This is a genomic window from Marinomonas pollencensis (assembly GCF_003387375.1).
Lineage (GTDB): Bacteria > Pseudomonadota > Gammaproteobacteria > Pseudomonadales > Marinomonadaceae > Marinomonas > Marinomonas pollencensis.
The window spans coordinates 1-12447 of record NZ_QUNG01000011.1 but is presented as its reverse complement, the minus strand read 5'-3'; the positions used below and the strand labels follow the sequence as shown (position 1 = coordinate 12447).

Below are 12447 nucleotides of genomic sequence, written 5' to 3'. Positions count from 1 at the left end.
GCTGAGCGCATCTTATAACTGTAGGCACTTTTAGGAGTGGTCATCCATGAATGTTGAATTATTAATCGACTCAAAAAATGTCGGTGCATCAAACGGAAAAACATTTGAACGCATTGATCCTATCACTGGTGAGCTGGCAAGCCGAGCGGCTGCGGCCACTAAAGAAGACGTCAATCGTGCGGTTATGTCTGCTCAAGAGGCCTTCAAAACCTGGTCCAAAACGGGGCCAAATGAACGTCGTCAGCTGCTGTTAAAAGCCGCGGATATTATGGAAGCGAAATCTGCAGAGTTTGAACAGCGAATGCTAACGGAAATCGGTGCCACTAAAATGTGGGCAGGGTTCAATAGTATGTTATCTGCCGGTCTTTTAAGAGAAGCTGCGGCAATAACGACGCAAGTCGGTGGTGACGTTATCCCGTCAAATAAAGCCGGCACCCTTTCGATGAGTGTGCACAAGCCAAAAGGCGTTTGTGTTGGCATCGCTCCGTGGAATGCCCCCGTTATTCTTGCCACTCGCGCGGTTGCAATGGCCATTGCCTGTGGCAATACCGTCATCTTGAAAGTATCCGAGTTGTGCCCTGCCACGCAAACTCTTATTGGCCAGATTTTTACTGAAGCAGGTTTCCCCGCTGGGGTGTTAAACGTGCTATCCAATGCACCAGAAAATGCACCAGACATTGTCAAAGCGTTAATCGAACACCCGCAGGTTAAGCACATCAACTTCACCGGTTCAACCGCTGTGGGCCGTATTATTGGCCGTTTGGCGGCAGAAAACCTTAAACCTGCATTACTAGAATTAGGTGGTAAAGCGCCTCTCATTATCCTTGAAGATGCGGACCTAGACGGCGCCGTAAACGCCGCGTTATTTGGTGCCTTTATGAATCAAGGGCAAATATGCATGTCAACGGAGAGACTGATCGTTCATCACCAAGTAGCGGATGAATTTAGTCAAAAATTATCTCAAAGAGCCGCCCAGTTAACCGCCGGCGACCCACGAGGAGATGCCATTCTCGGCTCTCTCGTTTCACTTGAGGCCGCAGAAAAAATGCATCAACTGATTCAGGATGCGCTGTCTAAAGGGGCAACCCTAACGGCTGGAGGCGGTATTCAGGGGACAATAGTGGAAGCCACCTTACTCGATAATGTCACGGCGGATATGCGCGTCTATCAAGAAGAATCATTTGGCCCAGTCAAATCCATTATTCGAGTAAACAGCGTGGAAGAAGCCATTGTGGTCGCCAATGACACTGAATATGGTCTGTCCGCTGCGGTCTTTACACAAAATATTCAACGGGCATTGAGCGTTGCAAGTCAAATCGAATCTGGTATCTGTCATATTAATGGGCCAACATTGGGTGACGAGCCACAAATGCCTTTTGGTGGCGTTAAGAACAGTGGCTATGGTCGATTTGGTGGCACATCCTCCATTGCAGAATTCACCGACTTGCGCTGGATTACTATTGAAAACCCAAAACAGCACTATCCCATTTAATCGTTACATCAAAGAGTATTAAATCCAACAGCTGTCTCATAATCGCAGTGCGCTGGCGTTATCCATTACTCTATTTTCATCACAGGAGAAGACCATGAAATTTTCAGACCAAAAAATCATTGTAACTGGCTGTGCTTCAGGTATTGGTGCAAAAACATGTGAACTGCTAAAAAAAGAAGGTGCCACCGTTATCGGAGTAGACCGAAACCCTACTACTCAGTTTGTTGATGAATTTCATCACGCGGATTTGTCTGACCCTGTATCAATTGATGCTCTTATTGAGGCGCTGCCCAGTGGTGCCAATGGCCTATTAAATATTGCTGGTGTGCCACCAACAGCGGGGGCAACACTGGTTTTACAAGTCAACCTTTTAGCCCTAAAGCGTCTAACGCTTGGCTGTGTTGATAAACTGGCTGATAACGCAGCCATTGTTAATGTAGCCTCGTTGGCAGGGGTTGGTTGGCCTGAGGCGATTCCTAGCATTAAGGCTGCTTCCTCATTAGTGGATTTTGATCAGGTGGGGGCGTTCTGTGAAGAGCACAACATAGACGACGCCCGTAGCTATGCTTTCAGCAAAGAAGCTTTAATCACATGGACAATGCAAAACCGTTGGACTTGGCGAGACCGCGGTATTCGTATGAATTGTGTCAGCCCAGGCCCTGTTGAAACCCCTATTCTTAAAGATTTTATTGCCACATTAGGAAAGCGTGTAGAAGAAGACATGAAAGTCATGGATCGCCCGGGCACCCCAGATGATATAGCGCCTGCCATTGTTTTTTTAGCATCAGCAGACAGTGTTTGGATTCGAGGCACGAATTTGGCCTGTGACGGCGGTATGTTTAACCATATTCAGTGTGCTATGAACGACCTACTCTAATTCGAACACCACTGAGCTTTTATAAAAGCAGCGCTCTTTTACAAGGGTGCTGCTTTTTTCTTATCGGGCCATTCAACCCTCTGCTTTTACTTCATTCATCGCGCGGACATTTCCAATCAGCATGGTAAAATTTTACTATTGCAGCAAACATCCCGATAAAAAGAGTGAGTTTTATGAAAAAGGTAGGCTTTTTAGGTTTAGGCATCATGGGCAAAGCCATGGCGACCAATCTTATCAAGGCAGGATTTGAAGTCACTGTCTGGAACCGTAATGCAAAAAAAACAACCGAACTTGTTGTGTTAGGCGCCACGCAAGGCAGCACTCCTAAAGAGGTGGCAGCAAGCTGTGATATTACCTTTGCCATGGTCTCTGACCCCGCTGCGGCACTGGTCATTTGCCAAGGTCCTGACGGCGTAGCAGCCGGCATTGGTGAAGGTCGCGGCTACATTGATATGTCGACCGTAGACGACAGCACATCCCAAACTATTGCCGACACTATTACAAAGGCTGGCGGTCGCTTTTTAGAAGCGCCAGTCTCTGGCACCAAAAAACCCGCTGAAGATGGCACCCTGATTATTTTAGCCGCCGGTGATCAATCCCTTTATGAGGAAGCTCTGCCTGCTTTTAACGTGATGGGGAAAATGTCGCCATTCCTAGGCGAAGTTGGTCAAGGTGCCAGTATGAAACTGGTGGTCAACATGATGATGGGCGGCATGTTAAGCATCTTTAGTGAAGGCATGTCGCTTGGCCAAAAAGCGGGCTTAGATGGTGAACAAATACTCGATGTTATCGCCGCTGGTGCCATCGCTAACCCCATGTTTGCAGGCAAAGGCGCCATGCTGCTTGCCGAAGATTACACCACCAGCTTCCCGCTTAAACACATGCAAAAAGACATGCGTCTCGCGGTAGCATTAGGCGACAAACTGAATTTGTCCCTACCTTCCGCTGCCACGGCGAACGAAGCATTCAAACAAGCTAAAAAAGCTGGCTTTAGCGATGAAGACATCGCTGCCGTGTATAAAACGGTAAACTAGATTACTTGCGTCGTAACAATGACCTTGCCAATTAAGTGCCAGGTCATTTTTCTCTTACTAATCCTTTCTTCCAGCTTATCTATTCTTAATACCTTCCTGCTTTATGAATACTCTACTTTTTTATGAATACTCTACTTTTTTATAAATACCCTGCTTCCTTATAATCGCTTTTATCACCAGTTAACATGACCGTTAGTTAATTCGCGAGGTTAAATATCTCTAGTGATGAATGCTGATAGAGCGAGCTCATAAACTCATTATCTTTTTTTGTTTTTTGGTAGCGTTTTTTTATAGTAAAAATGCCCCATTCATTGGCTTATGGCCACGAAAAACTGGCTATTGGTAATACATTATAAAACCAGCTTATCTTTTGAGCTTCATACAGAACCAGTAATAAACAACTCATTATCTACATAACAAAGAAATTCAAGCCATTGATTTTTAAATACTTTTAATCAATCTCAATTTTATAAATCCTTGCCGAACTATCCTATCTGCTATTTTCCACCTGTTTCGAGTTTTAATTATTAGTGATCAGAAAGGCTTTTTTATAACCCCTCGTAATGCTTTAAATAGACGATATCGTGCGCTCGCAATGCATTGGCAAAAAATTCTTTATGCTATTAAATGTAAAGCAATACAAAAGATAAAAACCGAACCAATAAAAATAATAATGGAGGCAACTATTATGCAAGCCTTAAAAGGACCTGCTCTCTTCCTTGCGCAGTTTGTTGGCGATGAAGCGCCCTTTAACAGTTTTGAGAATATCGTGAAATGGGCCGCTGATCTCGGCTTTAAAGGCGTTCAGATCCCAACCTGGGATGCGCGGATATTTGACCTAGACCGAGCTGCAACTGACCTGACCTACTGTCAATACATTCAGCAAACACTCGCTCAATATGGCATGGAGGTGACTGAATTATCCACGCATTTACAAGGTCAATTAGTCGCCGTCCACCCTGCCTACGATGAGGTGTTTGATGGCTTTGCACCAGATCACGTCAAAGGCAACCCTGAGGCTCGCCAAAAATGGGCCGTGGAGCAATTATTAAAGTCTGCTCAGGCGTCTAAAAACTTAGGTTTAACCAATCACGTTACTTTTTCTGGCGCCCTATTATGGCCATTCCTTTACCCTTGGCCACAGCGTCCTGCCGGTTTGGTCGAAGCGGGTTTTGAAGAGTTGGCCAATCGTTGGTTGCCCATCCTTGATGAATTTGACCGTTGCGGTGTCAACGTTTGTTATGAGATTCACCCCGGTGAAGACTTACACGATGGCGTAACCTTTGACATGTTTCTTGAAGCCACCAACCAGCACCCCCGCGCCAATATTTTGTTCGATCCTTCTCACTTCGTATTACAACAACTCGATTATTTGCAGTTCATCGATATTTATCATGAGCGTATCAAGATGTTCCATGTGAAAGACGCTGAATTTAATCCTACCGGACGCCAAGGTGTGTATGGCGGCTATCAAAACTGGATTGACCGAGCGGGGCGTTTTCGCTCACTAGGCGATGGCCAAGTCGACTTTAAAAGCATCTTTTCAAAGCTCACCCAATACGACTTCGGCGGCTGGGCGGTTATCGAATGGGAATGCTGTATGAAGCACCCTGAAGCAGGTGCAAAAGAAGGTGTGAAATTTGTTAACGAGCATCTCATTCAGGTGACAGAAAGAGCCTTTGATGATTTTGCCAGCAGCGGCATAGACAACGCTGCCAACCGCCGCATTCTTGGTCTGAAGTAAAGGAGCGATAAAATGGAATATAAACGTATCCGCATTGGCATGGTCGGTGGTGGTGACGGCGCTTTTATTGGCGCGGTTCACCGTATTTCGACTCGAATAGATGATGGTTTTGAATTGGTGGCAGGTGCCCTTTCTTCTGACCCTGACAGAGCTTTGGCGTCAGCACTTCGTATTGGCATCAGTGAGGAACGGTCCTACTCCTCGTTTATAGAAATGGCCAAACAGGAAAAGCTACGCGAAGATGGTATTCAGGCAGTCATTATTGTCACCCCAAATCACATGCACTACCCAGTTGCAAAAGCGTTTTTAGAGCAAGGGATTCATGTTATTTGCGACAAACCGGTGACAAAAGACCTAGATGAAGCCTTGGCATTAAAAGCGCTGGTTATGCAGTCCGGCGCTTTCTTTGCTCTTACTCATAATTACACTGGCTACCCTTTAGTAAGACATGCAAAGCATTTGGTCGATAGCGGAGTGTTGGGCAATTTACGCGTCATTCAAGCAGAATACGCGCAAGACTGGCTGACAGAAGAAGCGGAAAGCACAGACAACAAACAGGCGAAATGGCGCACAGATCCTGAAAAATCAGGCCTAGCCGGGTGCTTAGGCGACATAGGCACACACGCATTCAATTTGGCTTGCTTTATTTCTGGAAAGAAAGTGCAGCAAGTCTCTGCAGATTTAACCGCTTTTGTAGATGGCCGTCGCGTAGATGATAACGTTCATACCATGCTGCGTTTCGAAGGTGGAATCAAAGGAATGTTATGGTCTAGCCAAGTCGCACCAGGCAATGAAAATGGGTTGAAAATTCGAGTTTACGGCGACAAAGCAGGACTTGAATGGTCACAAGAGTCTCCCAATGAACTGTGGCTTTCCGTATTAGGTGAACCTACCCAAAGAATCACTCGAGCAGGCCCTGGCGCAGGCGAAGAAGCCAATCGTCTGTCTCGAGTTCCGGCTGGTCATCCAGAGGGCTATTTAGAAGGTTTTGCAAACTTGTATCTAGATATTGCTGCGGCGATTCATGCCATTGAAGAAGGCTCGGAAGTGTCATCTGTTCAAGGCGTTATCCCTAGTATTAATGATGGCGTAGAAGGCATGAAATTTATCAATGCGGTGCTGTCTTCTTCAGCTCACAACAGCGCATGGCGACCACTAGAGGCAGCCGCCTCTAATGATTCGTCACTAGGAGACTGAGTCATGACGCCCCCTATCATGCAAGTGCAAAACATAGTTAAAGAATTCTCAGGCGTACGCGTGCTGCATAATATCAACTTGGACATTCACGCGGGTGAAGTACTAGGTGTACTAGGTGAAAATGGCGCTGGAAAATCGACATTACTCAAAATTATTAGCGGCATTTACCCACTAACAAGTGGCCAAATTAAGATAGATGGCAAACTCGTGGAGATCCGCTCGACCTCCGATGCAAAACGTTTAGGCATCGCGATGATTCCACAAGAGTTCAATCTGATCAGCACCCTTAACGTGTTTGAAAATATTTTTCTCGGTAATGAAGTCAAAAAAGGCCTATTGCTGGATAAAGCCGCCATGCGCGAGAAAGCGGCTCGCTTGTTAACCGAATTGGCAACCGAATTAAGCCCAGACGCTCTGGTGGAAAACCTCAGTGTTGCTGAAAAGCAGATGGTGGAAATCGCCAAAGCATTAGTGAACGACTCACGTATCTTAATAATGGACGAGCCAACAACGGTATTGACCGACCATGAAGTGGAGATCTTTTTTAGCTTGGTCGACACCCTCAAACAGCGGGGCGTTACTCTTATTTTCATCTCTCATAAGCTTAAAGAAGTGAAGCTATTGTGTGACAGACTCGCAATCCTGCGCGATGGGTATTTGGTCAGCCTAGACGATGTGTCAGAAATAAATGAACAAGACATGGCCAGAAAAATGGTTGGTCGAGAGTTAAATCAGATTTATCCGTCACGTCGTGAGCCGAGCGATCACGTGGTGCTAAAAGTCAGTCATTTGGCCATTAAAGGCGTGTTAAACGACATTAATTTTGAACTTAAAAAAGGCGAAGTATTGGGCTTTGCTGGCTTAATAGGTGCGGGCCGTACCGAAACCGCAGAAGCCGTAATGGGGCTGCGCAAAAAGGACGCGGGAGAAATCGAAATAAACGGCCAATACGCCACGATTAACTCGATTGCAGATGCTTTGTCTTATCACTTGGCCTACTTATCAGAAGATCGCCAAGGCAAAGGCTTGATCATGAATTCTGATATTCCGAAGAACATCACGCTAATTTCCTTGGCAGCCTATGTTAAAGGGCTGATTCGACAGAAAAAAGAAAACGCAGTTGCTCAAGAGTACGTCAAACGCTTTGATATTAAAGCCGCATCTTTACACACCAATCTGATTAATCTTAGCGGCGGTAATCAGCAAAAAGTGTATTTATCCAAATGGATGGACACCCACCCGAACATTCTCATTCTCGACGAACCGACCCGTGGCATTGACGTAAACACCAAAAAGGAAATCTACCACTTTATTCATTCTCTAACAGAACAAGGTGTCTCCGTTATCGTCATTTCCTCTGAATTAGAGGAAATTATGGGCTTATCCCATCGGGTCATAGTGATGCGCTCTGGTGAGATTATGGGTGAATTAATTGGCGATGCCATCAATGAAAAAGAAATCATGTATTACGCAGCTGGATTAAAAACCATGAAGCAAGCTTGAGACACAACCCAAGCGACTTAAACATAACAATAAAAAGATTCAAGGATTTACTATGGCAAAACTCGAACCTGCTCCTATGATGACCCGTTTAAGACGATTAAACATGGCGGCATACGCCCCTTTTATCGCCTTGCTTTTGCTCGTAATTTTCTCATCGATTGCGAGCGACACTTTTTTAATGCCGCGCAATATTACCAACGTGCTAAGACAAGTGTCCTACACCGGCATCATCGCGCTTGGCATGACCTTTGTGATTATTGCTGGCGGCATTGATTTATCCGTTGGCTCTATGGTCGCGGTGGTTGGAGTACTTACCATCATGATCATCAATGGTGCCGGAGATGGGTGGTGGGCGGTAGCGATGGCCGTGTCTTCTGCAATTGCATTAGGGGGCGTTTTTGGTGCCTTAAATGGATTGATTATTACCCGAGGCAAAGTGGCCTCGTTTATCGCCACTCTTGCCACCATGTCTATCTTCCGTTCGATGGCTTTATACATCAGTGATGCAGGAGAAATGGTCTCTACAAACGCTCATTTCTCTGACATTGGCGGCGGTTATTTATGGGGGATTCCCTACCCTGTTTGGGTCTTTCTATTATTAGCTGCTGTGTATCATATTTTGTTAAAACACAGTGCTTTTGGTCGCCATGTTTGCGCTATTGGTTCAAATCCAAAAGTTGCATCTTATTCTGCGATAAAAGTCCGCTGGGTTTATTTTCAAACCTTTGTTATTGCCGGTGCTTCAGTGGGTATTGCGGCGGTTTTATTAACCTCTCGTTTGAATTCCATTAGCCCAAGTGATGCGGGGATTTTTTATGAGCTCGATGCCATCGCCGCTGTGGTAATTGGTGGTACTGCCTTATCGGGAGGAAAAGGCACCATTTGGGGAACGGTCATTGGCGTCATCATCTTAGGCATCATCAATAACATGCTGAACCTGATGGGTATCTCACCCTATTTGCAAGGCATGGTGAAAGGCCTCGTGATCCTAATTGCAGTACTGGTTCAATTTAAAGGCGATCGGTAAAAAGGTTCGTGGGTAAGCCCATTGGCTTGCCTACCATTTAATCAATACTAAAGGAGTGTATTCATGAAATATAAAAATAATATCATGAGAAAAGTGATCGTGTTCTTAATGCTTATTACCTGTATAGGTACAAGTTACGCAGCCAAGTACAAAATAGGAGTAAGCGTACCCTCAGCGGATCACGGCTGGACCGCGGGCTTATTATGGTGGGCAAATAAGGCCGTAAAAGACTTTTCTGAGAAAGAAAAAGACATTGAGTTTTATGTCGTGGCAGCTAGTTCTGGCTCCAAACAGGTCGGAGATGTAGAAGATCTTATGGTCAGAGACATCGACGCTTTAGTGATTCTTCCTCATAACCCTGCCACCTTACAAAAAGTCATCGAAGAAGCCTATGACGAAGGCATATATACCGTCGTGGTTGACCGCGAACTGGCCCACCCTTCGCAAAATGTTTTTATTGCTGGTGATAACGTAGGTCTAGGCCGTGTTGGTGCTCAATGGCTGGCCAAACAAATGTCAGGCAAAGGCAACATTGTTTCCATTGAAGGCTTGCAAATCCCTATTAACAAGCAACGTGTGGATGCGTTCAACGAAGTCATGGGCAATTACCCCGACATCAAGGTACTGGATTCACAACCAGGCGATTGGTCTACGCAAAAAGCCTTAACCGTGATGGAAAACTTCTTACAAAAATACCCTAAAATTGATGCGGTATGGTGCCAAGACGATGACATGCTAAAAGGGGTATTAAAAGCGATTGAGGAATCTGGCCGTACCGATATCAAAACAGTTTTAGGTGGCGCAGGCTCTAAAGACATTATTAAGATGATTAAATCAGACAGCAACAAAATGGTGCGTGCGACAGTCACCTATCCACCTTCGATGATTGCCTCTGGCGTTGCCTTGGCCGTGCATGGAGTCAAACAAGAAAAACTGGGCGACCTGTATAATGAGCCATCACGAATTATCTTAGATGCCCAATTGGTCACTAAAGACAACGCAGAAGACTTTTATTTTGAGGACTCACCTTACTAAAAAGCTCTTTGCCTCAATAGCCAAGGAGCAAAAACAGTAAACGCAAAAAAGGCATTGCGGGTCACCACAATGCCTTTTTTAATAACGATCATTAACGGCAATAACAGAGCAAAACACAAGTACACTAGCTCCCCTCAGCTACTCTGGCAATCACCCTTCTCGATGATCATTGCCGCTAATTCACCCGCTACTAAAAAGGGCGCTTAGTCACCACAAAATTGAAGCAAGAAAGATCTTTCTTACTAGGCTTTTTTGTCTCAATTTTTTTCTTTTTGTTAAAATTTCGCACCAAATATTGGCGACGGAACAAAACGGTGCAGGAAAAATGCACCAAATTTAAACATTTCTTATTCATTCTGGCTTGCCAATTTTTTTTTAGACGCTAGTCTTGCTGCCTTTTACAGAATAGCACCTCAAAAAGAGAGACTGTTCGTAGGGGTTATTCGACCCCTCCCCCCCTCTAATAATGAAAACATAATTTTGGGAGTGCCAAATGGCCACTATCATTGATTCGTTGAATACCCTCTTTTGGGGCTATATTCTCATTTACGGTTTATTGGCTGTCGGTGTGTTTTTCACCATCCGCCTTGGCTTCATACAGATACGCCAATTTCCTGAGTTTGTTAGAACGGTATTTAAAGCACCTCAACACGACCGTGGTGGCATTACGCCATTTCAGGCTCTTTGTACGAGTCTCGCTTCACGTGTTGGTACTGGTAACATGGCCGGCGTGGCTGTAGCCCTTGCTCTGGGTGGTGCTGGTGCTATTTTCTGGATGTGGGTGGTGGCCATTATAGGCATGGCCACTGCGTATGCTGAAAGTACGCTAGCGCAAGTCTATAAAGTGCGAGATCAAAATGGCCAATTGCGTGGTGGTCCTGCGTTTTATATCAGCAAAGGTTTAAAAGCACCTTGGGCTGGCGCGGTATTCTCACTAGCTTTGATTTTGGCTTTCGGCTTAGTTTTTAATGCGGTACAAGCAAACTCAATTGCAGGCGCCGTTGAAGGAGCATTTGGTGTTCCTAAAATCACTACCGGCTTTATCATCATGGCGCTGGCTGCCATTGTTATCTTTGGTGGTATTCGCAAAATCGCACGCTTTGCTGAAGTCGTTGTCCCGATTATGGCGATCGTCTACCTACTGTTGGCATTTTACATCATTGCGGTCAACATCTCTGATGTGCCAGCGGCATTTGCGCTTATCTTCAAAAGTGCTTTTGGTTTTGAGCAAGCCGCAGGCGGCGTTGCTGGCGCCATGCTAAATGGTATCAAACGTGGCTTATTCTCTAATGAGGCTGGTATGGGTTCTGCACCAAATATTGCCGCAGTTGCCACACCGAACCCTCACCATCCTTCATCTCAAGGTATGGTTCAGTCCCTTGGTGTGTTTATTGATACCTTGCTAATTTGTACTGCAACCGCTTTGATGATTTTGCTTTCTGGCTCTTTAGGCAATGGCGAGTCTGGTATTGCACTGACACAAACAGCCATGTCTCATCACATTGGCGGCTTTGGTCATTACTTTATTGCTATCGCTATATTCTTCTTTGCTTTCACCTCAATTATAGGTAACTACAGCTACGCAGAAAACGCGCTAACCTACCTTAAATGGGCCAACAAGCCAGGCATCTTTATCCTTCGTATACTTGCGCTGGCAATGATTCCTTGGGGAGCCTATGAAAGTGTTGCTATGGTATTTAACGCAGCAGATGCCGCTATGGGCTTAATGGCCACCATCAACTTGATTGCCATTACCTTACTTTCTGGCCTAGTGATTAAATTAACCAAAGACTACATTAAGCAGAATAAGACACACACACCTGTCTTTAACTCTGATGAGTACCCAGAACTGAAAAAAGACATCGACTTGACTGTTTGGGATGAAAAACCTGAGCAAAAATAGTTCGCATATTAAATAATGTAGCAATAAAAAATGGCATGAAGGGTTGAACTCTTCATGCCATTTTTTTTGCTTTGGAAAGACTATTGCTTGAGAGGCATCTTAGAGAATGCGACTAAGTTCGAAGAAAAGTATTTTTTAGAAATGCTGTGGTAAATCACTAAAAAGCCAACATAACTCAAGTCTAAATTTTTCAACAATTTATAGCTAAACCTCGCTCAATTAACTCATTTTCACCTAAGGTCGACGTTCAAAAATTAATATCTGCTCGCATAAATCAGCAGATTTTAGTGTGAGTTATCACTACAACCACCCTATTATAAATAAAATCTATGAAGTGATCTCTGATTACCTTCATTATCAAAGCCAATATCCTTTGATAATCTTTCCTTCGTCGTCCACATATCGACTCGACATATAATTTTTGTTAATTCGGAAGAAATAGATCTTCCAATAAATTGGAGAACATCATGTTTACAAAGTGAGCGTCCGGCCACCCCCACCTAGAGGCGTTGGGCATTCCATGGCAGAAGATTATCAAGGCTGTCGTTAGCCTGTCTTTTGGGCAGTTCTTCGAAGAGCTTTACTAGATAATCATAAGGAATAAGACCATTCGCTTTTGCCGTTTCGATGATGCT

General features: G+C 44.8%; 10 protein-coding genes. 9 read left to right on the top strand and 1 reads right to left on the bottom strand.

Translation table 11 applies throughout. The features are described from left to right. Positions 1 to 46 precede the first annotated feature (46 nt). The 9 genes from DFP81_RS14090 (at position 47) to DFP81_RS14050 (ending at position 11812) form a co-directional block, all read left to right on the top strand. Complete coding sequence (locus DFP81_RS14090; RefSeq protein WP_115898546.1) at positions 47 to 1492, top strand: aldehyde dehydrogenase; 1446 nt, start codon at positions 47 to 49, stop codon at positions 1490 to 1492. 94 nt (positions 1493 to 1586) lie between these two features. Then, on the top strand, positions 1587 to 2369 hold the full coding sequence (locus DFP81_RS14085; protein ID WP_115898545.1) for a coniferyl-alcohol dehydrogenase: 783 nt from the start codon (positions 1587 to 1589) through the stop codon (positions 2367 to 2369). Positions 2370 to 2542: 173 nt separating this feature from the next. After that, on the top strand, positions 2543 to 3403 hold the full coding sequence (locus DFP81_RS14080) for an NAD(P)-dependent oxidoreductase (RefSeq protein WP_115898544.1): 861 nt from the start codon (positions 2543 to 2545) through the stop codon (positions 3401 to 3403). A gap of 688 nt (positions 3404 to 4091) precedes the next feature. Next, positions 4092 to 5147, top strand: coding sequence for a sugar phosphate isomerase/epimerase family protein (locus DFP81_RS14075; protein WP_115898543.1), 1056 nt, complete (start codon positions 4092 to 4094; stop codon positions 5145 to 5147). 12 nt (positions 5148 to 5159) lie between these two features. Then, positions 5160 to 6344, top strand: a complete 1185-nt coding sequence (locus tag DFP81_RS14070) for a Gfo/Idh/MocA family protein (RefSeq protein WP_115898542.1) — start codon at positions 5160 to 5162, stop codon at positions 6342 to 6344. A 3-nt stretch (positions 6345 to 6347) separates the two neighbouring features. Then, a complete protein-coding gene (locus DFP81_RS14065) occupies positions 6348 to 7847 on the top strand; it encodes a sugar ABC transporter ATP-binding protein (RefSeq protein ID WP_115898541.1) in 1500 nt (499 codons plus the stop codon). A 52-nt stretch (positions 7848 to 7899) separates the two neighbouring features. Beyond that, positions 7900 to 8874, top strand: a complete 975-nt coding sequence (locus tag DFP81_RS14060; protein WP_115898540.1) for an ABC transporter permease — start codon at positions 7900 to 7902, stop codon at positions 8872 to 8874. Positions 8875 to 8937: 63 nt separating this feature from the next. Beyond that, positions 8938 to 9909, top strand: coding sequence for a substrate-binding domain-containing protein (locus DFP81_RS14055; protein WP_181903103.1), 972 nt, complete (start codon positions 8938 to 8940; stop codon positions 9907 to 9909). 493 nt (positions 9910 to 10402) lie between these two features. Then, the gene (locus DFP81_RS14050) at positions 10403 to 11812 is read left to right on the top strand and encodes an alanine/glycine:cation symporter family protein (RefSeq protein WP_115898539.1); all 1410 of its coding nucleotides are present in this window, start codon (positions 10403 to 10405) and stop codon (positions 11810 to 11812) included. Between the two features lie 500 nt (positions 11813 to 12312). Here DFP81_RS14050 and DFP81_RS14045 read toward each other — a convergent pair. After that, on the bottom strand, positions 12313 to 12447 hold a 135-nt coding region (locus DFP81_RS14045), incomplete at its 5' end, for a transposase domain-containing protein (RefSeq protein ID WP_147299427.1).

What these genes read in the sequence shown, in the direction of transcription:
- DFP81_RS14090 (WP_115898546.1), top strand. Translation starts at nt 47, where the DNA reads ATGAATGTTGAATTATTAATCGACTCAAAAAATGTCGGTGCATCAAAC.
- DFP81_RS14085 (WP_115898545.1), top strand. Translation starts at nt 1,587, where the DNA reads ATGAAATTTTCAGACCAAAAAATCATTGTAACTGGCTGTGCTTCAGGT.
- DFP81_RS14080 (WP_115898544.1), top strand. Translation starts at nt 2,543, where the DNA reads ATGAAAAAGGTAGGCTTTTTAGGTTTAGGCATCATGGGCAAAGCCATG.
- DFP81_RS14075 (WP_115898543.1), top strand. Translation starts at nt 4,092, where the DNA reads ATGCAAGCCTTAAAAGGACCTGCTCTCTTCCTTGCGCAGTTTGTTGGC.
- DFP81_RS14070 (WP_115898542.1), top strand. Translation starts at nt 5,160, where the DNA reads ATGGAATATAAACGTATCCGCATTGGCATGGTCGGTGGTGGTGACGGC.
- DFP81_RS14065 (WP_115898541.1), top strand. Translation starts at nt 6,348, where the DNA reads ATGACGCCCCCTATCATGCAAGTGCAAAACATAGTTAAAGAATTCTCA.
- DFP81_RS14060 (WP_115898540.1), top strand. Translation starts at nt 7,900, where the DNA reads ATGGCAAAACTCGAACCTGCTCCTATGATGACCCGTTTAAGACGATTA.
- DFP81_RS14055 (WP_181903103.1), top strand. Translation starts at nt 8,938, where the DNA reads ATGAAATATAAAAATAATATCATGAGAAAAGTGATCGTGTTCTTAATG.
- DFP81_RS14050 (WP_115898539.1), top strand. Translation starts at nt 10,403, where the DNA reads ATGGCCACTATCATTGATTCGTTGAATACCCTCTTTTGGGGCTATATT.